The following is a 21,132-nucleotide window of genomic DNA, read 5'->3' as shown; positions in this document are numbered from 1 at the left end:
GATGCACAACACCCGCCACCGCTCCCCGACGCCGGCATCGCTCTCGCAGCGCGAGCTCGCCGCCCTGATCGACATCAGCGCCGTCCAGGCCTTCCATACCGAGGCGGACGTGCGGGAGCTGGCGGAAATCGCCGTGGCCGAAGGTTTCATCGCCGCCCATGTGCTGCCGAATTTCGTGCCGCTGCTGCGCAGCCTCGTGCCGTCCGGCGGGCTGACGCTCGTCGGTGGCCCGGTCGGTTTCCCGTCCGGCGGCCATACGACCCGCACCAAGGTCGCCGAAGCCACGGAGCTTGCCGCAAACGGCGCTCAGGAACTCGACATGATGATCAATGTCGGCCGCCTCAAATCCGGCGATCTCGACTATGTGCGCAGCGATATCCGCGCCGTGGTGGAGGCAATTGCACCGGTGCCGCTCAAGGTCATCCTCGAACTCGCCCACCTGACGGATGACGAGATCCGCACCGCCTCGGGGATCGTCGCCGAAAGTGGTGCCGCTTTCGTGAAGACCGGCACCGGCTGGACGCCGAGCGCCACGACGCCGGAAAAGCTGAAGCTCATCATCGATACAGTCGATGGCGCGGTCGAGGTCAAAGCCTCGGGCGGCATCCGCTCGCTGGAAAGCATTGCCGCCATGGTGCGCCTCGGCGTCACCCGCTTCGGCATCAACACGAAGGTCGCGGTCGATCTGGTGCGCCAATGCGCCGCGCTGCCCGGCGGGCGCCTCGACATAATCGGCGCGGTGGGCTGAGACCATGGCCGATACCGTTGCGGCATTCGACCTCGGCACCGGGGGCGTCAAGGCGGCGATCTTCCGTCCGGACGGCACCTGCATTGCGGAAGAGGTCGTGTCCTACAAGACGTTCTACCCCTCCTCCTCGCATCACGAACAGCGACCCGAAGACTGGTGGGACGCCATTTGCGCGAGCCTTGGCACCCTGCTCAAACATCCGGAGGTGGATGCCGCGTCCATCCGCGCCATCGCCATTTCCGGCCACAGCCTCGGCTGCATTTCGCTCGACGAGAATGGCTCCCTGTTGCAGGAATTCGTTCCGCTCTGGTCGGACGGGCGCGCGGTCGCCGAGGCGGAGGACTTCTTCACGCGGATCGACCCGGACACATGGTATCGCAAAACCGGCAACGGCTTCCCGGCCCCGCTCTACACCGTGTTCAAGGCGATCTGGTTGCGCCGAAACGCGCCCGATATTTTTGCCCGGACAAGAACGATCATCGGCACCAAGGATTATATCAACCTTCGGCTAACCGGCCGCATCGCCACCGACCCGTCCTATGCCTCGGGCACCGGCGTCTATGATCTGAAGGCCGGGCACTATGCACCGGAGCTGATCGAAGCGGCGGGTCTCAGCCCGGCCCTCTTCCCGGCAATCGTCGCCTCCACTGACATTCTCGGCGACGTCCTGCCCGATGCCGCGAAGCAACTCGGCCTGCCCCCGGGCGTCAAGGTGGTCGCGGGTGGCGTGGACAACAGCTGCATGGCGCTCGGCGGCCGCACCTTCCTGGAGGGCGACGCCTATGCCTCGATGGGCTCGTCGAGCTGGATCACCGTTTCCTCTTCCGAGCCGTTGCTGGATGACCGCGTGCGCCCCTTCGTCTTCGCCCATGTGGTGCCGGGCATGTTCATTTCGGCGACCTCGATCTTCTCCTCCGGCACCAGCGTCAACTGGGTGACCGATACGCTGCTGCCGGACGTGAAGCAGGCGGCAAGAGCTGCCGGCCTCGACGTCCATGACGAACTGTTTCGCCTTGCCGGCGAAGCGCCGGCCGGGGCGCGTGGCCTGATCTTCGTGCCCACGCTTGGCGGCGGCACGAGCTTCGAAGGCGGGCCTGCGGTGCGCGGTGGCTTCGTCGGGCTGGACCTGCAACACGGCCGCGCCGACATTCTGCGCGCGACGCTGGAGGGCGTGGCGCTCGGCCTGCGCGTCGCGCTCGACGAGTTGCGCCGCATGACTGCGATCGGCTCGGAAATGATCATCGTGGGCGGCGGCGCCCGCAGCGCCTTCTGGCGGCAGGTCTTTTCCGACGTCTTCGATTGCACGATCATCAAGACGAAGATCGACCAGCAGGCAGCGGCTTTGGGCGCCGCGGCACTTGCCTTCGTCGGCATGGGGCTCTGGACGGATTTCCTGCCGATCCGCGCTTTGCATGTCGCGGAAGGGCGCAGCGAACCCGCGGCGGAAACGCTTGCCGTCTACCAGGCGGCACGCGTCGCCTATCGCGAGGCCGCCGAACAACAGCAGGTATTGTCGGGCGCACTCGCCGCGCTCAGGGAGGTTGCATCGTGACCGGGGAGCTCTTTCTCGCCATCGACGTCGGCACCGGCAGCGTGCGGGCGGCGCTCATCGACACCTCGGGCCGAATCGTCGAGATCGCGGCGCGCGAACACGACCAGATCGTGCCGCAATTCGGCTGGGCGGAGCAGCGGCCGCTCGACTGGTGGGAGGGCGCCTGCACCGCGGTGCGCGCCGTGCTGGACAAGAGCGAAGGCGCGCGCGAGCGCATATCCATCGTCGCCATCTGCGGCCAGATGCACGGCCTCGTGCTGCTCGACGATGCGGGGCACCTGACCCGCGATACCGCGCCGCTCTGGAATGATAAGCGCACGCTCAACCTTGTGCGAAAATTCGAGGCCGAGAACGCACCCGAAAGCTATCTCGGCGAAAGCGGCAACACGCCGACGCCCGCCTGGCCTGGCTTCAAGCTGCAATGGGTGCGCGATGCCGATCCCGAGGCCTACAAGCGCAGCGCCGTCGCCATCATGCCGAAGGACTACATCAACTTCCGGCTGACCGGCGAAATCGCCATGGATACCGGCGACGCCTCATGCAGCTTCCTGATGAACCCGGAGACGGTCGCTTGGTCGCCGGTGATGATCGAGCGCATGGGACTGGACGCCCGGCTGCTACCGCCGATCCGCAATCCGCTCGACATCATCGGCCACGTCACGGAGGAAGCCGCACTCGCGACCGGGCTTGCCGCCGGCACGCCCGTCATGGTGGGCGGGGCGGACTATCCGATGGCACTGCTCGGCTCAGGCGCGTGCCGGCCCGGCCTCGGCTCGGACAGCACCGGCACCGGCGCGATCGTCACGATGATCGCCGAAAAACCGCTGCTCGATCCTGAAATCTCCAACGTCGCGACGATCGAGGGCAACTGGGCACCCTTCGTGCTGCTCGAAACCGGCGGCGACGGCATGCGCTGGGCGCGGCGCGCCTTCCATGATGGCGCGTTGAGCTACAGCGACATCGTCGAACGGGCCGAAAAGGCGCCGCCCGGTTCCGAGGCGTTGCTGTTCATGCCCTTCCTGACCGGCGAGCGTCTCGGCCAGCACCGCAACGCGCGCGCACAGTTCTTCGGGCTTGGCGCGGTGCACGGCATGGAGCACCTGCACCGAGCGATCCTGGAAGGCATCGCCTTTGCCATGGCCCGCCACATCCGCATCATGGAGGCGAGCTCCGGCAAGCGGCTGGAGCGCATGATCGCCGCCGGCGGCGGGGCGCGCACAAAACTCTGGCTGAAGATCAAGGCGAGCGTCTTCGACACGCCGGTGCTCGTGCCGCAGGAGCCGGAATGCGGCCTTGTCGGCTGCGCCGCGATGGCCGCGACCGCGACGGGCCGTTTCTCCCGGCCCGAGGATGCGGCGGACGCCTATGTCCGTTATGCGGATGAAATTGCGCCCGATCCTGCCTGGGTCGAGGTATACAGCCATGTCCAGCCGGTGTTCGACCGGCTCTACCATCACAGCAAGGCGCTCTACGACGACATGGACGCGCTTGCCGCCCAGATCCGCCCGGCCGGCGATCGGCCCTGAATCACCCCATTGGAGGAGGAAATCATGAAGGACATCATCGACACGTTTCGCCCGGACCTGTTTGCCGGCAAGGACATCCTGGTCACCGGCGGCTCGTCCGGCATCGGCCTTGCCATTGCCCAGGGTTTTGCCCAGCTCGGCGGTTCGGTCGTGGCACTCGGCAGTTCGGAGACGAAGCTGAAGGCGGCGGCAGCCGACCCGGAGAACAAGGGCATCCGCTTCGAGCGCGTCGACGTGCGCGACCCGGAGGCCATCAAGGCATTTGCAAAGACGCTTTCCAAGCTCGACGTTCTCGTCAACGGCGCAGGCATCGCCCGTCCCGAAGCCGAGTTCGAGGACGACACCTATATGGAGGTGATGGACGTCAACCTGAACAGCCAGATGCGCTTCGCCATGGCCGTGCTGCCGCTGCTCAAGGCCTCGAAGGGCGTCATCCTCAACACGGCTTCCATGCTCAGCTATGTCAGCGATCCGCTCGTGCCGGCCTATGGCGCCAGCAAGTCCGGCGTGCTCGGCCTCACCCGCCACCTCGCCCATGCTTTCGGCCCCGACGGCATCCGCGTCAACGCGATCTCCCCCGGCTACCACAAGACCGACATGACCAAGGGGCTGTGGACCGACCCGGTGCCGGCGGAAAAGATCGCACAGCGTTCGGCGCTGAAGCGCTGGGGCACCGTGGACGACCTCGTCGGCACTGCGCTCTTCCTCGCCTCCCCCGCCGCCGTCTTCATCACCGGCGCGGACCTGCCGGTCGATGGCGGTTTCGTCGTCGGCGGATTCTAAAGCTTCAAATAAGAAACCCCGGCCTCTTGGCCGGGGTTTCGATTTAATTTGCAGTATGAAAGCGTTCAGGCGGCCCGTCCGAGGGCGTCGGCGGCGAGGATGGCCGCTTCGATCTCCTGCACGCCCACCGGCGCACGGGTGGCGTGCGTGATGTTGCCCTTAACGGCGGCTTCGGCGACCCGGCGCACCTTGGCCGACACATCCTCTGTGATGTTCAGGTCCGCCAGCGTCGTCGGCAGGCCGAGGGTGCGGCAGAAGCGGAGCGTCTCGTCGATCTCGCTTTGCGGGCGGTTTTCCAAGACGAGCAGGCAGAGCACGCCGAAGGCGACCTTTTCGCCATGCAGGAGCCCATGGATTTCCGGCAGCACGGTCAGCGCATCATGGATGCCGTGCGCGGCGGAGACGCCGCAATTCTCGAAGCCGAGGCCGGAAAGAAGCGTGTTCGCCTCGATGATATCCTCTACGGCCTGTGTTACGACGCCGGCTTCCACCGCAAGCTTGGCCTTCACCGCCTGTTCCATGATCACCGCATGGCATTCGCGGGCAATGGCGATGGCGGCGCGGGTGGCCGGGAAACCGCCGGAAATGTAGTTGAACGTGCCGGCCTCGATATTGGCGCGCGCCTCGTACCAGGTGGAGAGCGCATCCCCCATGCCGGCGACGAGGAAGCGCACGGGTGCCGCGACGATGACCTCCGGATCGACCAGCACGAGATCGGGATTGCGCGGCAGGTTGTGCGCCTCCTGCAAGACGCCCTCATCGGAATAGACGACCACCACGGCGCTTGTCGGCGCATCGGTGGAGGCGATGGTGGGCACGGCCAGCATGCGGGCATTGGTCCGGTGCGCGGCCATCTTGGCGGTGTCGAGCGTCTTGCCGCCGCCGATGCCGACGACGACATCCGCGCCATGTTCAGCCGCAATCGCCGTCACGCGGGCAATCTCGCGGTCGCTGCACTCGCCGCCGAATTTTTCGAAGCGGGCGCCGAAGCCGTCCTTCAGGCTTGCGCCGAGCGTTTCCGCGTACCGCTCGAAGAGGAAGGCATCGATGAGGACGAGCGGCTTGCGGCCAAGCGGCGCCAGGTGTTCGCCGAGGCGCGCGATTTCACCGCGGCGCTGGATGTAGCGGCTGGGGCTGCCGAAGGAACGGGACATGCTGTTCTCCGAATTTAGCGGCGCGACCGGGCGGTGACGTACTGGATGAGCATCGCCAGGATGATGATCAGTCCGAGATAGACGTTCTGGTGATAGCCCGGCACGCCGGCAAGGTTCATGATGTTGGTGATGATACCGAGGATCAGCGCGCCGAGCAGCGTGTTGAACATGTTGCCGCGTCCGCCCATCAGGCTCGCCCCGCCGATGACCACGGCTGCGATGACATCGAGCTCCGCGCCGACGCCGACCTGCGGCGTGCCGATGCCCGTGCGCCCGGCCGCCACGATGCCTGCAACGGCCGCCAATGCGCCGCTGATGACATAGACCGATAGCACGTAGCGCTCGACCGGCACGCCGGAGAGCCGCACGGCCTCTTCGTTGGAGCCGATGGCGGTGACGATGCGGCCGAAGCTCGTATAGGTGAGCACCGCGGCGCCGATGGCGTAGATCAGCAGCATCAGGATCGCCGGCTGCGGGATGCCGAGGAAGAAGCCGCTGCCGAAATCGACCAGCGACGCACCGGGCTCTCCCATCGTGATCGGCCGGCCGGCGCTGACGATCAGCGAAATGCCGCGCGCGATCGCCATCATGGCGAGCGAGATGACGAAGGACGGCAGCCGCATATAGGCGACGAAGAAACCGGTGACCACGCCGCAGGCCGCCCCGGTCGCGATGACGAGCAGGATCGCCAGCGGAACGCTGAACCCCTGCGCGGCGATAAGATGGGCGCAGAGCACGGAGCCGACCGCCGCGATCGAACCGACCGAAAGGTCGATGCCCCGCGTCAGCACGACGAAGAGCATGCCGACGGCCATGATGCCGGCGCCGGAGGCGACCTGGCGCACGACATTCATCAGGTTGCGCTCTGTCAGGAACGCATCGGACCAGAGCGACGCGACGATCACCAGCACCAGGAAGATGCCGAGCGTGCCGTAGTGGCGGACGGCCTCCAGAATGCGGGGCGTAAGCGACGACGGCGCAGCGGCGCTTGCGGGTGTAGTGGTCATAGGCTTGCCTCATCCCTGTTCCTGGCCGACTGGGTCATTGCCAGCGTCAAAAGCTGCTGCTCGGTGAACGCGCCTTCGGCGAGCTCGCCCACGATGGCACCTTCCGCCATCACGAGAATGCGGTCGCAAATGCCGAACAGCTCCTGGTGTTCGGACGAAATGACGAGAACCGCCTTGCCGGCTTTGGCCAGGTCGTTGATCAAATTGTAGATTTCGCTTTTCGCGCCGACATCGACGCCGCGCGTCGGCTCGTCGAGAATGAGCAGGTCGCAATCGGCGTGGAACCACTTGGCAAGCGCCACCTTCTGCTGGTTGCCGCCCGAAAGGCTCGAAACCGGTGCATCGACGCTCGAAGCCTTGAGGCGCATCTCGGCACCGAGCGCCGTTGCGACCTGCCTCTCCTTGGTGACGTTCAGGATGCCGAAACGGGTGATGCTGCGGATCTTGGCGAGTGTCGTGTTGATGCGGATCGGCGCATCGAGGATGACGCCATGTTCCTTGCGGTCTTCCGGAACGAGGCCGATCTGGGCGCGCACCGCATCGCGCGGCGAGGAAAGGTGCAGCGGCTTGCCGTTCAGCTCGACCGTGCCCGAATCCATCCTGTCGGCGCCGAAGACGAGGCGCGCGACCTCCGTGCGGCCGGAGCCGACGAGCCCGCCGAGGCCGACGACCTCGCCCGCGCGGACGGAAAAGCTGACATCGCGGACCTTGCGCCCGCGGGTAACGTTGCGCACGTCGACGACCACCTTGCCGGGCATACGCCCGTCCTTGGGCGGAAACAGCGCGGACATCTGGCGGCCGACCATGCGGGCTATCACCGCGTCGACATCGGTCGCGGCGGTCTCCAGTGTCTCGACATGGGAGCCGTCCTTCATCACCGTGATGCGGTCGGAGAGGTCGAAGACCTCGTTCAGGCGGTGCGAGATGTAGACGACGCCGGTGCCGCCGGCGCGCAGCTCGCGGATGATCGCGAGCAGCCGCTCGGCATCGCTGTTGGCGAGCACGGCGGTCGGTTCGTCGAAGACGATGATGCGCGCCTTGTTGGACAGCGCCTTGGCGATCTCGACCACCTGCTGGTGGGCGACCGTCAGACGGCCGGCCTGCACGGCGGGGTCGATCGCAAAGCCGAGGTGATCGAGGATATCGCGTGCCGCCTTGCGCAGCGCGCCGTGATTGACGAAGCCCGGCAGGCGCCCGAGAAAGATGTTTTCGGCAACCGTCAGGTCCGGCGCCAGCGCCAGTTCCTGGTGGATGACGGACACGCCGCGGCTCGTCGCATCCCGCGGCCCGGAAAGTTGTACCGTCTCGCCGTATAGGCTCACCGTGCCAGAGGTCGGGGGCGTCTCGCCGCCGAGCACGCGCATCAGCGTGGATTTGCCCGCGCCGTTTTCGCCGACCAGCGCATGCACTTCGCCGGCCTTCAGGTCGAAATCCACGCCCTTCAGCGCCTGCACGCCGGCATAGTTCTTCCGGATACCGGATAGACTGACAAGTTCTGTCATTGGGCTCCCAAAAGGATGCACCGGCGACCGGTGCATCCTTCTCTTGCTGTCGATTTAGAATACAGAATCGGGCTTGTAATACTTGTCGACATTGTCCTTGGAGATCACGTCTGCGGGCGTGAAATACTCCTTCGGGAAGTCCGACGGCAGTTCGCCCTTCAACGCCTTGTAGGCGACATCGAAGGCGGTGCGGCCGACGAGGTCCGGATCGTTGAGGCCCGTCGCGCCGTAGGCGCCGTCCTTGATCATCGCCAGCGCCTCGCGCTGTCCATCGGCAGCGGCGGCGAAGAGGATCTTGTCGAGGCCGGCGGCCTTGGCCGCCTGCACGGCGCCGAGCACCATGGAGTCGTTCTCGCCGACGACGAGGTTGGCGTCCGGATGGGCCTGGAACAGGTCTTCCGCCGCCTTCAGGCCGCCGTCCGTCGCCCAGTCACCCCAGCCCTGGCCGAGGATCTGCAGGTTGACCGCGCCTTCGTTGACGAGCTGCGCTTCGGTAATGCCCTTGATGACGCCCATCCGGCGCTCAAGCCCGCCAGGATTGCCCTGGTTGCCGGACAGCAGGATCATCTTGATCGGCGTGCCCTTCATCGTCTTGGCGATCCAGTCGCCGACCAGGCGGCCGTTCTCGTCGCTGGAAGAGCGTACCTGCGAGATGAAATTGGCCTTCGGATTGAGCGTCGAGTCCATGGCCACGACCTTGACGCCGGCGGCGGTTGCCGCATTGACGACCGGCACGAGCGCTTCCTGGTCACGCGGGTTGATGATGAGGATGTTGATGCCCTTGGCGATCATGTCTTCCACATCGTTGATCTGCTTGGAGAAATCGCTCTGGCTATCCGCCGTGGTGATTTCGCAGCCCGCATCCTTGGCGGCCTTCTCGACGGCAGCGACCTGCGCGGCGAAGTAGGGCGCGTTGAGCGAGGGCATGGTGAGGCCCACCTTGCAATCCGCCGCCATGGCGGCAGAGGTGAGGCAGAACAGGGCGACGGACCCTGCCAGAAGCGTCTTGATAGTGGTCATGGTAACTCCTCCTAGTTGACTTGTTTGCATGCTATTGCGGCAAACACGATGTGGTGCGGCACCCGGCACGGGATGCGGTCACCAGAGCGTGTATCCTCCATCCACAAGCACGATCGATCCGGTCATCAGGCTGGCTGCCTGGGAGGACAGGAAGAGGATCACGCTTGCGACCTCGTGGTCCTTGCCCATGCGCGCCATGGGCGTGGAATCGATCCAGCGATCGAACATGGGCCGGTTGTTCTCGACGAGCGCGTTGAGCGGCGTTTCGATATAGGTGGGCGCCACTGCATTGACGCGCACACCGCGCGGCGCCCATTCGGCGGCGAGCGACTTGGTCAGGTGATGCACGGCGGCCTTCGAGGCGTTGTAATGCGCCTGCGGCTGCGGCCGGTTGACTATGAAGCCCGACATGGAGCCGACATTGACGATCGCCCCGCGGCCGGCGTCCAGCATGTGCCGGCCGAACGAGCGCGAGCACCAGTAGACACCGTTGAGATTGACATCGATGACCTTGAGCCAGCGCTCGTCTTCCATGTCCTCGGCGGGAACGTCGCTCAGCGCAATGCCCGCATTGTTGACGAGGATGGAGGCGCCGCCCTTGGCGGCCAGTTCGTCGGCGATCGCCTGCATGCGCTTGGCATCGGTGACGTCGCCCTCATGCACGGAAACGTCGTAGCCCTTGGCCTGAAGGGTCGCTCGCGCCTCTTCCAGAAGAGCGGGATCGCGCTCGATGAGGGCGAGCCGTGCGCCGGCCTCGCCCAGCGCATCGGCGCTCGCAAGCCCGATGCCGCGCCCTCCCCCCGTGATGACTGCCAGTTCGCCGTCGAGCCTGAAACGTTCGAGATACACGTCTTTCCTCCGTCTAAAATGCCTGATCTCCGGCCGCACGAAAGGGTGGGCGCGCAAAAGCGCTGCCCTCGGCTGCGAACCGTCGGTCTTCGAAATCGATGCGGGAGGCCATCGCGGCCACCCGGCATTTTCTCAGGCGGGCCGGGGTGGCCCGCCGTTCTTGCGTGCCTTACTCGCCGTAAGGCACCCAGATATTCTTCACCTGCGTGGCGCGCGCGAGGAACTCCCGGCCCTCGCCCTGGCGCGCATCGAACCAGTCGCGCTGCACCTGTTCGGTCCAGACCTGCTTGAGGTTGCCGGAGGACGCCTTCTCGATGGCGCCGGCCGTGGCAGCGGTGCCGAAATACCAGATGCCGTCGACTTCCTCGTGCTTGGCGAGGTCGAGCGCCAGCGCATCCCGGTCGCCCGTCACGATGTTGACCACGCCGTCCGGCACGTCGGATGTCTCCAGCACCTGGTAGAAGTCGGTGGCGGCGAGCGCCTGGCTGGCCGACGGCACGACGACGACGCGGTTGCCGAGTGCGATTGCCGGTGCGAAGGTGGAGACGAAGCCGAGCAGGCCGGGCTCTTCCGGGCAAATGATGCCGAGCGTGCCGACGGGCTCGTTCATGGCGAGCGCCACGCCGCGCATCGGCGGCTTGTGCACGGCGCCCTCATATTTGTCGGCCCAGGCGCCGTAGGAGAACAGGCGCGATACGCTGGCGGAAACCTCGCGCATCGTATCCTGCCGGCGCTGGCCGGTCATGGCGGCGAGGCGGTCGGCGAACTCGCCGGCACGGGCATCGAGGTTCTCGGCGATGTAGTAGAGAATCTGCGCGCGGTTATGCTCGCTCGCGGCGCTCCAGGATGTCGCCTTGCGGGCGGCTTCCACGGCGTTGCGGATGTCCTTGCGGTTGCCCTCGCCGACTTCGCCGACAAGCGCGCCGGAGGGCGAGACGATGGCGCGCGAGTAGCCGCCGTCGGGCCGGGCCTGCTTGCCGCCGACATAGAACTTCGCCGTGCGATCGACGAAGCCGGTGGAGAGCACGTCGCCGGTCGCTTGTGCCGCCGGCTTCTCGACGATCGCCTTCGCCTTGGCGAGCCATTTCGGCCGACTATAGGCAGAAAGCCCTTCGCGACCGCCCTCGCGGCCGAAGCCGGATTCCTTGTAGCCGCCGAAACCGACGCCGGCATCGAACATGTTGGTGCCGTTCACCCAGACGACGCCGCATTTCAGTTTCGGCGCGATGTCGAGGGCGAGCGACAGGGTCTCGCTCCAGATGGAGGCGGCGAGGCCGTATTCCGTGTTATTGGCGAGCTCCACGGCCTCGGAGGGCGTGCGGAACGTCGTGGCGACGAGCACGGGCCCGAAGATTTCCACCCGCGAGACCGTCGAGGCCGGATGCACGCCGGTCAGCAGCGTCGGCGGATAGAAGCAACCCTTGCCTGGAACGCCGGCCTTCGGCTGGTGCAGCGTCGCGCCCTCCTTGACGCCCGCCTCGACCAGCGAGCGGATGCGCTCCAGTTGCACCGGGTGCACGATGGCGCCGATATCGATGACCTTGTCGAGCGGATCGCCGACGCGCAGCGTCTCCATACGCGCCTTGAGCTTGGCGATGAAACGATCGTGGATGCTTTCCTGCACCAGCAGGCGCGAACCGGCGCAGCAGACCTGGCCCTGGTTGAACCAGATGGCATCGACCACGCCTTCGACAGCCGCGTCGAGATCGGCATCGTCGAAGACGATGAAGGGCGACTTGCCGCCGAGTTCCAGCGTCAGGCTCTTGCCGGTGCCGGCAGTCGCCTCGCGAATGCGGCGGCCGACTTCGGTCGAGCCGGTGAAGGCGATCTTGGCAATGCCGGGGTGCTTGACGATCTCCTCGCCCGTCGCGCCATCGCCGGTGATGATGTTGACAACGCCCTCCGGCAGGCCGGCCTTCTGGCACATTTCGGCGAAGAGAAGAGCCGTGAGCGAGGTATATTCGGCGGGCTTCAGCACGACCGTGTTGCCGAGCGCGATGGCCGGCGCGATCTTCCAGGCGAGCATCAGCAGCGGGAAATTCCACGGGATGATTTGCCCGCAGACGCCGAGCGCCTCGCGGTCGGCAAGCTCGCCATCCATGAGCTGCGCCCAGCCGGCATGGTGGTAGAAGTGGCGGGCGACAAGCGGGATGTCGATGTCGCGGGTTTCGCGGATCGGCTTGCCGTTGTCGAGCGTTTCCACCACGGAAAACAGGCGGCTGTGGCGCTGGATAAGGCGCGCTAGCGCATAGAGAAAACGGGCGCGCTGGTGGCCGGGAAGTGCGGCCCAGGCCGGCTGCGCCTTGGCCGCAGCCTTGACGGCGGTATCGACATCGGCGGCGCCGGCCTGGGCGATGCGCACCAGAACCTCGCCCGAACCCGGTGCGGTTGTCTCGAAACTTTCGCCGGTCTTCGCCTTCTTCCAGGCGCCGCCGATGAACAGCTTCGTTTCGCCGCCCAGCGTCTTGATCCAGGCGCGCGCTTCCTTGTCGCTTTCGGGGGCCGGGCCGTAGCTCATCGTGTCAAGAATCTCTGCAATCGACATTTCTATTCTCCCCTCGCCCGCCGTCAGGCCATGGCGTGGTGGCTGAAGGCCGCGTAACGGCCGGTGACATAATGTTCGAGCTGGCGCTCGATATCGGCGAGCAGCGAGGAGGCGCCGAAGCGGAAGAGGTTCGGCTGAAGCCAGTCATTGCCGAGCTCCTCCTTCATCAGCGCGAGATAGGCCATGGCATCCTTGGCGGTGGAAATGCCGCCGGCCGGCTTGTAGCCGACCACATGGCCGGTCATCTCGCGATAGTCGCGGATGGCGCGCAGCATGATCAGCGTCACCGGCAACGTGGCATTGACGCCTTCCTTGCCCGTGGAGGTCTTGATGAAATCGGATCCCGCCATCATTGCGACCCAGGAGGCGCGCGAGACGTTGCGCAGCGTCTGGAGGTCGCCGGTCGCTAGAATGGCCTTCATATGCGCCGGGCCGCAGGCTTTCTTGAAAGCCTTCACCTCGTCGTAGAGCGCCTGCCAGTTGCCGCGCAGCACATGCTCGCGGGTGATGACGATGTCGATCTCGGCGGCACCATCGGCAACGGATGCCTCGATTTCCTTCAAACGCGTCTCGAAGGGCGAGAGACCAGCCGGAAAGCCGGTAGACACGGCCGCGACCGGAATGCCGCTGCCCTTGAGGGCATCGACGGCGGTGGCCACGAAACGGTGATAGACGCAGATAGCGCCGGTGGTCACGCGGCGGTTCGCAAGGCCGAGCGCTTCCTGAAGGTCCTCGCGCAGCGGTTGCCGCGCCTTGGCGCAGAGGCGCCGCACGCGGCCTTCCGTGTCGTCGCCACTCAGCGTGGTAAGGTCGATGCACTCGATCGCCCGCACGAGCCAGGCGGCCTGCCATTCCTTCTTGACGGTGCGACGGCCGGCGAGCGAGGCAACACGGCGTTCGGCGGCCGAGAGATTGACGCGCACAGCCTCGACCGGATCTATCGAAAAGGCCACGCCGGGATTGGACGGATGCGGGCCTGAATTGCGCGCCTTGGTGACGGCGCGCAACGCCGATACACCCTCGATGACAGCTTCACTCGCACCCACCTTGCAACTCCCGGATTTGATGTCGTCGGCACAGTCTGCTATATCAGGATAGCAGTTTGTAATGTTGTACGGACAACATAATCAAACTACGTTCCTGGTGTCAACAGCCCATGAAGTCACGCAATGCTTTTCGAGATGTCCGCTTGTCATGTCATGGGCACAACAGGCAAAGTCGTTCGACCCCGGTCCGGGAGGAAGAGATTCGCATGAGCATCGAACGCAATTCACCCATCCCGCTTTATTTCCAGCTTGCCGAAACGCTGCGGGCCGCAATCGAGACGGGCGCTTATCCGCCAGGCAGCAAACTGCCGACCGAAGGCGAACTCTGTGAGCAGTACGACGTGTCGCGCAGCGTCGTCCGCCAGGCCCTCCAGTCGCTCGCCCATGACAACCTCATCGAAACGGAACGTGGCCGCGGCGCCTTCGTGCTGGAACGCAAGGTGCCGATCGCACTCGTGCAGCAACTCGATCCGCTGCTCGAAAGCATGGCCAAGGCCGGCTTCAAGCTGACGACCCGGGTGCTGAAACAGGAGCGCATAAAGCCGCCCGCCCACATTGCCGAAGAAATCGGCGAAAACGACGCGATCTTCCTGGAGCGCCTGCGTTATGCGGACGGCGTCGTCTTCCTCGTGGTGCGCAACTACCTGCCCTATTCGCGCTTTCCCGACCTGCTGCAATCGAACGAACTGGAGAAGGTCTCGCTCTACCAGTATCTCGCCAAGCGCTATGACGCGGTGGCGACGACCGGCAAGCGCCAAGTCGAGCTTGCCCGCATCAATGAAGAGGCGATCGCCGCGCAATTGCATGTGGAGATGAACAGCTACGTCCTGTTCAACCGCGAAGTGACCTATGACCAGAACAAGCAGGTGCTCGAATATTACGAGTCCTGGCATCACCCCGATCGCACGCGGCTGACCATCGACCTGCACCGGACCTACTAAGCGTCAAATGTGCTTGAGGCCGCGATAGGTGGCGCGGAAACGGGCGAGGAGATCGTCCAACCCCTCGAACGGCTCGGGATCGACGGGCGCGCCGAGCTCGTCCGGAAAGGGAATATCGTTCGGGCCACGCCAATGGCCGGCGGCGATGCCGCCGAGATAGGCGGCACCGATGGTGGCATTGCCGAGATCGTGGGCCGGCACCAGCGGCATTTCGAGAATGTCGGCCAGCATCTGCTGCCAGCGCGGATCGGTGCTGCCCCCGCCGGTCAGGAGGATGCGGTCGGCCGAAACGCCGATGCCCTGCATCGCATCCCAGCTGTCGCGCACCGCAAGCGCCACGCCCTCGAAGACCGAGCGGATAAGCTGGTTTCGCGTGCAACCGAGGCGCATATAGGCCCAGGCGGCGGATGCATTCGGATCGAGCAGCGGTGCGCGCTCGCCCGTGACATAGGGCAGGAAGACGATGCCGCCGTTTCCTTCAGTCTCCTCGAAACCGGCGCGGTACATTTCCGGCCAGGAGGCGCCCAGAACCATGCGCGCCCATTCGAACACCGTGCCGCCATTCTGTAAGGCGGCCATGGAATAGAGGCTGCGACCGATGCCGCGATAGCTGTTGTAGAAGGGCTGGACCCGCGGCTCGATCGCCTCGACCACGGACATGATCTGGATGCCGGAACCGACCTGGAGGATGGTCGAGCCGGGTTTTACCTGCCCCATGCCGAACAGGCAGGAGGCCGTGTCCGAAAGGCCCGCAGCCACCGGCGTGCCGGGTGAAAGGCCGAGTTCCGCCGCAGCCGCCGCCGTCAGCCTGCCCGCCACCGCATCGGATTCGACCACCGGCGCGAGGATTGCGGGATCGAGCGACAGGGAACCGAGGAAATCCGTGGCCCAACGGTCGGCCCCGACATCGTAGAGCAGCGTCATCGACGCATCGGCGGGCTCCGTCGCGGTCTCGCCCGTCAGGATGAGCCGCAGCCAATCCTTCGGAGAGAGGATGCGGCGGGTCGCGGCATACGTCTCTGGTTCGTTTGTCCGCAGCCACAGCAGGGAAAGCCCGGCCATGCCGCTGACGACGGGATTGGCAAGCGGGCGGCGCACCGTTTCCGGCAGCGCGAGCACCGCATCCATCTCGGCCGTCGCCCGCTGGTCTGCCCAGAGAATGGCGGGCCGAAGCGGCTTTGCATCCGCCCCCATGACGACGAGGCCGTGGGCCTGGCCGGACAGGCCGATCCCACGGACCTCGCTACCGCGCCCTCCGCAGCAGGCGCGCACGGCCGCCACCGTCTGCGCCCACCAGTCGGCCGGTGCGGTCTCGGCATAACCCGGCACGGGGGAGGAGACAGGATAGACACGGGAGGCTTCGGCGACGACCTTGCCGCCGTCGTCGATCAGAAGGGCCTTGACCGAACCGGTGCCTAGATCGATGCCGAGATACATGTCTTCCCCGTCCCTTGTGATTAACGCAGCAGTTGCTCGGCCTCGGAGACGATCCGCTCAGCCGTCAGCTCCATCAGGCGATAGATCTCCGGCCCCGGCGCCGATTCTCCGAAGCGATCGACGCCGACGACCGTACCCGGCCCCTTGAGGAACTGGTACCAGTAAAGCGGCGATGCCGCCTCGACAAAGACCGTTGGCGTGCCGAAGGCAAGCACGCGGTTCTGGTAGTCCCGGCTTTCCCGCGCAAAGAGGTTGCCGTTGGGGATGGAGACGAGGCGGACTGCCTTACCCTGCGCTTCGAGTGTGGTCGCGGCAGCAAGGATGAGGCCAAGTTCCGAACCGGTCGCCACGAGAACGACGTCCGGCTTGCCCGTCGTATCCTTCAACACATAACCGCCCTTGCGGATGCCATCGAGATCGCCCGACGAATGGTTGAAGACACCGCCGTCCTGCCGCGCGGCAACCACCACGCTCGGCCCCTGCCGCTTCAGCGCGTGTTCCCACGCCACCAATGCCTCCAACTCGCTGCCCGGCCGCCACAGCGACATGTTGGGGATCGCGCGCAAGGCCACAAGCTGTTCGCAGGGCTGGTGCGTCGGCCCGTCCTCGCCGACGCCGATGGAATCGTGCGTGTAGAGGAAGATCGCCTTGAGGCCCATCAGCGCGGCAAGGCGCACGGCATTGCGGCTGTAATCGCTGAAGACGAGATAACAGGCGCCGTAGGGGATCAAGCCGCCATGGGCCGCCATACCGTTCATCATGGCCGACATGCCGAATTCGCGCACGCCGTAATGCAGGAAGTTGCCGGAAAAATCGTCGGGCGTGATGGAGCGGGCGGCACCCGTCCAGGCCAGCGTGGAGAGCGAGACGTCGGCCGAACCACCGATCACTTCGGGCAGGCTTTTCAGGAGGTTGCCGAGAACACGGTTGGACGCCTTGCGGATGGGCTCCTTGACGGGCGCGGCGGAGAGAATGCGCGTCACCTCGCCTGCCACGACAGCATCGATGCCGTCCGGCAGCTTGCCCACACTGCGGCGTTCCAGTTCGGCCGCAAGCTCGGGATAGTGCGTCCTATAAGCCGCAAAGAGCGTGTTCCATTCGGCTTCCGCCCGCTCGCCGCGCGGACGGGCGTCCCAGGCCTGCATGACGGGTTCCGGCACGACGAAGGCCTCGTGCGTCCAGCCGAGATGTTCGCGGGTACGCGCCACCTCGTCCACGCCAAGCGGCGCGCCATGCACCTCTTCCTTGCCCTGCTTGTTCGGCGAACCGTAGCCGATGATCGTCTTGCAGCAGATCATGGTCGGCTTGTCTTCAGACCGGCGGGCGGCCGCAAAGGCGGCGGCGATGGCCGCGGCATCGTGCCCGTCCACATCCGCGATGACGTTCCAGCCGAGTGCGCGGAACCGCGCCGCGCTGTCATCGGCAAACCACCCGGGCGTCTCGCCGTCGATGGAAATCTTGTTGTCGTCATAGACGGCGATGAGCTTGTTGAGCTTCAACGTGCCGGCAAGCGAGGCCGCCTCCTGCGCGACGCCCTCCATCAGGCAGCCGTCGCCGACGAAGACATAGGTGAAGTGATCGACCACGGGGAAACCGTCGCGGTTGAAATCCTGCGCCAGCTTGCGTTCCGCAAGCGCCATGCCGACCGCTGTCGCAAAGCCCTGGCCGAGCGGGCCTGTCGTCGTCTCGACACCTGCCGTGATGCCGTATTCCGGATGGCCGGGCGTCTTGGAATGCAGCTTGCGGTGATCCTTCAGGTCCTGGACCGTCAACCCGTAGCCGGCGAGATGCAGCAGCGAATAGGTCAGCATCGAACCATGGCCGTTCGACTGCACGAAACGGTCGCGGTTCAGCCATTTCGGATTGGCCGGATTGTGTCGCAGGAAATCGTTCCACAGCACTTCCGCGATATCGGCCATGCCCATGGCGGTTCCGGGGTGCCCGGAATTCGCTTTCTGCACGACATCGACGGTCAAGAAACGAATGGCGTTCGCCAATTCACGGCGTTCGGACATATGCGGCATCCTCCAGATATCTTCTCTTCATCCTATAATGTTGTACTTACAACATGACAAGAGAGATTCTTGGAGATTGCAGCCTTCGAGACGAGAAGCGATCAGATCGCGGTGTAGCCGCCATCGGCCGTCACGATCGAGCCGGTCATCAGGCTTGAGGCATCCGAGGCGAGGAACAGGACGACCGAGGCGATTTCCGAGGGCTTGCCCAGGCGCTCCATCGGCGTCAGGTCCAGCCAGCGACGAATGAGTTCCGGCTGTTCGTTCAACTTGTCGAGCAGCGGGGTGGCGATATAGGTGGGCGCAACCGCGTTCACACGCACGCCGCGTTTGGCCCATTCGACCGCAAGCGAGCGTGTCAGGTGATGCACGCCGGCCTTCGAGGCATTGTAATGGCACTGCGGCTGCGGCGTGTTGACGATGGTGCCGGACATCGATCCGATATTGACGATGGAGCCGCGCCCGGCGGCAAGCATTCGCCGGCCGAAGGCGCGGCAGGTCTTGAACACGCCGGTGAGATTGATGCAGATCACCCGGTCCCATTCGTCATCGCTCATCTCCTCCGCGGGCGTGTTGGTGACGATGCCGGCATTGCAGACCAGGCTATCGAGCGGCGGCAGCCTCGCCGCCAGCGTTTCGAGGGCGGCCGTATCGGTGACATCGAGCGCATGGGCCTCGGCGTTGAAGCCGGCGGCTTTCAGCCGCTCTGCCGTTTCCGCCGCGCGGGCGTCGTCGCGATCAGTGCAATGGACATGCGCGCCGGCCTCGGCAAGGGCTGCGGCGCATTCGGCGCCGATGCCCTGTCCCGCGCCGGTCACCAGCGCGGTGCGACCGGTGAGATCGAATTGTTTCAGATAGGCCATCGGCGTCTCCATCATGTCAGGGCACAGCGCAGCGGCTCGCCCTTCAGCGCCCGCAAACCCTCTTCCGCCGCAAGCCGTTGCAGCCGCTCGACCGAGGCATCGGAAAAGAAGGCCGCATGGGGCGAGAAGATCGCGTTGGGCGCATCGCGAAGCGGCACCCCTGCCGGCAGCGGTTCCTTCTCGAACACGTCCAGCCCCGCGCCGCCCAGATGGCCGCTGGAAAGCGCTTCCGCGAGCGCCACTTCATCGACCAGCCCGCCGCGCGAGACATTGACCAGGATCGCGCCCCTGCGCATGCGGGCGATCTCGGCCTTGCCGATCATATGCCGGGTCTCGGGCGTCAGCGGCACATGCAGCGAAAGGATATCGGCCTGCGCAATCACATCGTCGAGCGGCAGCATCGTCGCGCCATCCGCGGCGGAAACGTAAGGGTCATAGGCGACGATCGTCGCGCCAAAAGCCTGCATGCGGCGCGCGAAGGCGCGGGCGATGCGGCCGAAGCCGACAAGCCCGACGGTCGACTGGCCGAGCGATCGCACATGATCGACCATCGCGCCGATCTTCCATTCTCCGGCGCGGATGCCGGCGTCGTAGCGGCCGAGCTTGCGCGCCAGCGAAAGCGCCATGGCGGCGGCGTGATCGGCGACTTCCTCAACGCCGTAGTCCGGCACGTTGCAGACATGCACGCCGAGCCGCCGCGCCGCCTCCAGGTCGACATTGTCGACGCCGACGCCGTAGCGGATGACGGTGGCGCCACGGGCCATGACGCCCATAGTGCGTTCGTTCATCGGCGCGAAGTTGTTGAAGACGACATCGGCATCCCGCACGGCATCGACCGTCTCCTCCTCGCTGCGGCACTGGTGTTCGGAAAAGGCAGCCGCCACCGCCGTCGCGGCCGCGCGCTCCTGATCGACATTTCCGAAGGCGTAATCGGTAACGACGACGCGCATCACCCAAAAACTCCGCGCTGTACGAGATTGCGCATCAGCGCTCGCGTGCCGAAGGTCCAGGGGGCAGCCTTGTCGCAGGAGGTGACGGTGTTGGCGAGCGTGCCGAGCAGCGGCGTGGAGATTTCCACGACGTCGCCCTCCTGATGGGTAAAGCCGCTGCCCGGCGTACCGCGATCCTGCGTCGGCGCGAACATGGTGCCGAGAAACAGCATGAAACCGTCCGGATATTGATGGCTCGACAGTGTCTGGCGCACCAGCTCGGCAGGCGCCCGGCTGATCTCGGCCATGTTGGAGCGGCCGGTGAGCTCGAACCCGTCTTCGCCGCGCACCGACATGCTGAGTTCCGCCTTCTCGATATCAGCGATGCCGAAACCTTCGTCGAACAGGCGGATGAAGGGGCCGATGGCGCAGGAGGCATTGTTGTCCTTCGCCTTGCCGAGCAGCAGGGCGGAGCGGCCCTCGACATCGCGCAGGTTGACGTCGTTGCCGAGCGTCGCACCGCGGATCTCACCGCGGCTGTTGACCGCGAGCACGATTTCCGGCTCCGGATTGTTCCAGCGCGAAATCTTGTTGACGCCGACGAGCGCGCCGTGACCGACGGACGACATCGGCTGCGACTTGGTGAAGACCTCGGCATCCGGCCCGATGCCGACTTCGAGATATTGCGACCACAGCCCCTCGCGCTGCAACACGCCGCGCACATGCTCGGCCATTTCCGAGCCGGCGCGCACATTGGTCAGGCTGCCGCCGATCAGGTCGCCGATGCGCTGGCGAATTTCTTCCGCGCGCTGCGGGTCGCCGGCGGTGCGCTCGTCGATGACGCGCTCGATCATGCTGCGCGCGAAGGTGACGCCGCAGGCCTTCAGCGCCTGGAGGTCGCACGGGGCGAGCAGGCAGGCGCGCGCCGCGCCATTGCCCATCTCCGCCGGGCTGGCGATGAAATCCTCGACCGGGCCGAGCCGCTCGCCGGTCAGCGCATCGAAGGTCACGACGCAATCCCGGTCGAGAAAATCGGCGACGGTCGGCACCTCCTGCGTGACGTCGAACAGCATGCCATCGCGCACGATGACGACGGACGGCCCGTCCAATTCAGGGCGCCAGACGCGGCCGATCAGGCGCGCAGCCTTCGGAAAATCGATGGTCATGAGAAGTCCTCCTTGGGATGCGGCATTACTAGTATTACTTCATTTTCTC

At 65.5% G+C, this 21,132-nt stretch carries 17 protein-coding genes; 5 read left to right on the top strand and 12 right to left on the bottom strand.

The features are described from left to right. The first annotated feature begins 1 nt into the window (after position 1). The 4 genes from deoC (AC1Q6Z_RS13265) to AC1Q6Z_RS13250 are packed head-to-tail and all read left to right on the top strand — an operon-like array spanning position 2 to position 4,609. The gene (deoC, locus tag AC1Q6Z_RS13265; protein WP_492648156.1) at positions 2 to 748 is read left to right on the top strand and encodes a deoxyribose-phosphate aldolase; all 747 of its coding nucleotides are present in this window, start codon (positions 2 to 4) and stop codon (positions 746 to 748) included. Between the two features lie 4 nt (positions 749 to 752). After that, on the top strand, positions 753 to 2,300 hold the full coding sequence (locus AC1Q6Z_RS13260) for a xylulokinase (RefSeq protein WP_492648155.1): 1,548 nt from the start codon (positions 753 to 755) through the stop codon (positions 2,298 to 2,300). Further along, positions 2,297 to 3,826 (top strand): xylulokinase, encoded by a 1,530-nt coding sequence (locus AC1Q6Z_RS13255; protein WP_492648154.1) that lies wholly within the window; start codon positions 2,297 to 2,299, stop codon positions 3,824 to 3,826. Before AC1Q6Z_RS13260 ends, AC1Q6Z_RS13255 begins: the two co-directional genes overlap by 4 nt. Before the next feature lie 24 nt (positions 3,827 to 3,850). Next, a complete protein-coding gene (locus AC1Q6Z_RS13250) occupies positions 3,851 to 4,609 on the top strand; it encodes an SDR family NAD(P)-dependent oxidoreductase (RefSeq protein ID WP_492648153.1) in 759 nt (252 codons plus the stop codon). Positions 4,610 to 4,674: 65 nt separating this feature from the next. Here the strand turns inward: AC1Q6Z_RS13250 and AC1Q6Z_RS13245 are convergent, their stop codons facing one another. From AC1Q6Z_RS13245 to deoC (AC1Q6Z_RS13215), 7 genes are all read right to left on the bottom strand, one after another. Further along, on the bottom strand, positions 4,675 to 5,763 hold the full coding sequence (locus AC1Q6Z_RS13245; RefSeq protein ID WP_492648152.1) for a glycerol dehydrogenase: 1,089 nt from the start codon (positions 5,761 to 5,763) through the stop codon (positions 4,675 to 4,677). Positions 5,764 to 5,777: 14 nt separating this feature from the next. After that, complete coding sequence (locus AC1Q6Z_RS13240) at positions 5,778 to 6,770, bottom strand: ABC transporter permease (RefSeq protein ID WP_256116633.1); 993 nt, start codon at positions 6,768 to 6,770, stop codon at positions 5,778 to 5,780. Then, complete coding sequence (locus AC1Q6Z_RS13235) at positions 6,767 to 8,272, bottom strand: sugar ABC transporter ATP-binding protein (RefSeq protein ID WP_492648151.1); 1,506 nt, start codon at positions 8,270 to 8,272, stop codon at positions 6,767 to 6,769. Before AC1Q6Z_RS13235 ends, AC1Q6Z_RS13240 begins: the two co-directional genes overlap by 4 nt. A gap of 54 nt (positions 8,273 to 8,326) precedes the next feature. Further along, the gene (locus tag AC1Q6Z_RS13230; protein ID WP_435265596.1) at positions 8,327 to 9,292 is read right to left on the bottom strand and encodes a substrate-binding domain-containing protein; all 966 of its coding nucleotides are present in this window, start codon (positions 9,290 to 9,292) and stop codon (positions 8,327 to 8,329) included. A gap of 78 nt (positions 9,293 to 9,370) precedes the next feature. Beyond that, positions 9,371 to 10,141 carry an SDR family NAD(P)-dependent oxidoreductase gene (locus AC1Q6Z_RS13225; RefSeq protein ID WP_492648150.1) on the bottom strand — a complete coding sequence of 257 codons (771 nt, stop codon included), beginning with the start codon at positions 10,139 to 10,141 and terminating at the stop codon, positions 9,371 to 9,373. Between the two features lie 169 nt (positions 10,142 to 10,310). After that, a complete protein-coding gene (locus tag AC1Q6Z_RS13220) occupies positions 10,311 to 12,686 on the bottom strand; it encodes an aldehyde dehydrogenase family protein (protein ID WP_492648149.1) in 2,376 nt (791 codons plus the stop codon). A gap of 23 nt (positions 12,687 to 12,709) precedes the next feature. Further along, positions 12,710 to 13,711 (bottom strand): deoxyribose-phosphate aldolase, encoded by a 1,002-nt coding sequence (deoC, locus tag AC1Q6Z_RS13215; RefSeq protein WP_492648348.1) that lies wholly within the window; start codon positions 13,709 to 13,711, stop codon positions 12,710 to 12,712. Positions 13,712 to 13,938: 227 nt separating this feature from the next. Between deoC (AC1Q6Z_RS13215) and AC1Q6Z_RS13210 the strand changes: the two genes are divergently transcribed. Continuing rightward, positions 13,939 to 14,673: a GntR family transcriptional regulator gene (locus AC1Q6Z_RS13210; RefSeq protein WP_435265598.1), complete on the top strand. Its 735-nt coding sequence runs from the start codon at positions 13,939 to 13,941 to the stop codon at positions 14,671 to 14,673. Positions 14,674 to 14,676: 3 nt separating this feature from the next. Here AC1Q6Z_RS13210 and AC1Q6Z_RS13205 read toward each other — a convergent pair whose 3' ends face one another. The 5 genes from AC1Q6Z_RS13205 to AC1Q6Z_RS13185 all read right to left on the bottom strand — a co-directional run bounded on the left by AC1Q6Z_RS13205 (position 14,677) and on the right by AC1Q6Z_RS13185 (position 21,083). Then, positions 14,677 to 16,110 carry a xylulokinase gene (locus AC1Q6Z_RS13205; protein ID WP_492648148.1) on the bottom strand — a complete coding sequence of 478 codons (1,434 nt, stop codon included), beginning with the start codon at positions 16,108 to 16,110 and terminating at the stop codon, positions 14,677 to 14,679. A gap of 20 nt (positions 16,111 to 16,130) precedes the next feature. Continuing rightward, positions 16,131 to 18,125, bottom strand: a complete 1,995-nt coding sequence (gene tkt / locus AC1Q6Z_RS13200; protein WP_492648147.1) for a transketolase — start codon at positions 18,123 to 18,125, stop codon at positions 16,131 to 16,133. 101 nt (positions 18,126 to 18,226) lie between these two features. Then, positions 18,227 to 18,988: an SDR family NAD(P)-dependent oxidoreductase gene (locus AC1Q6Z_RS13195; protein WP_492648146.1), complete on the bottom strand. Its 762-nt coding sequence runs from the start codon at positions 18,986 to 18,988 to the stop codon at positions 18,227 to 18,229. 11 nt (positions 18,989 to 18,999) lie between these two features. Beyond that, positions 19,000 to 19,938: a C-terminal binding protein gene (locus AC1Q6Z_RS13190; RefSeq protein WP_492648145.1), complete on the bottom strand. Its 939-nt coding sequence runs from the start codon at positions 19,936 to 19,938 to the stop codon at positions 19,000 to 19,002. Beyond that, positions 19,938 to 21,083, bottom strand: a complete 1,146-nt coding sequence (locus tag AC1Q6Z_RS13185) for a fumarylacetoacetate hydrolase family protein (RefSeq protein ID WP_492648144.1) — start codon at positions 21,081 to 21,083, stop codon at positions 19,938 to 19,940. Before AC1Q6Z_RS13185 ends, AC1Q6Z_RS13190 begins: the two co-directional genes overlap by 1 nt. Between the last annotated feature and the right edge of the window lie 49 nt (positions 21,084 to 21,132).

Source organism: Shinella sp. GW835-FHT14H05 (genome assembly GCF_058793575.1).
The sequence above is the reverse complement of the archived record's forward strand: the minus strand, read 5'-3'. Positions and strand labels throughout refer to the sequence as shown.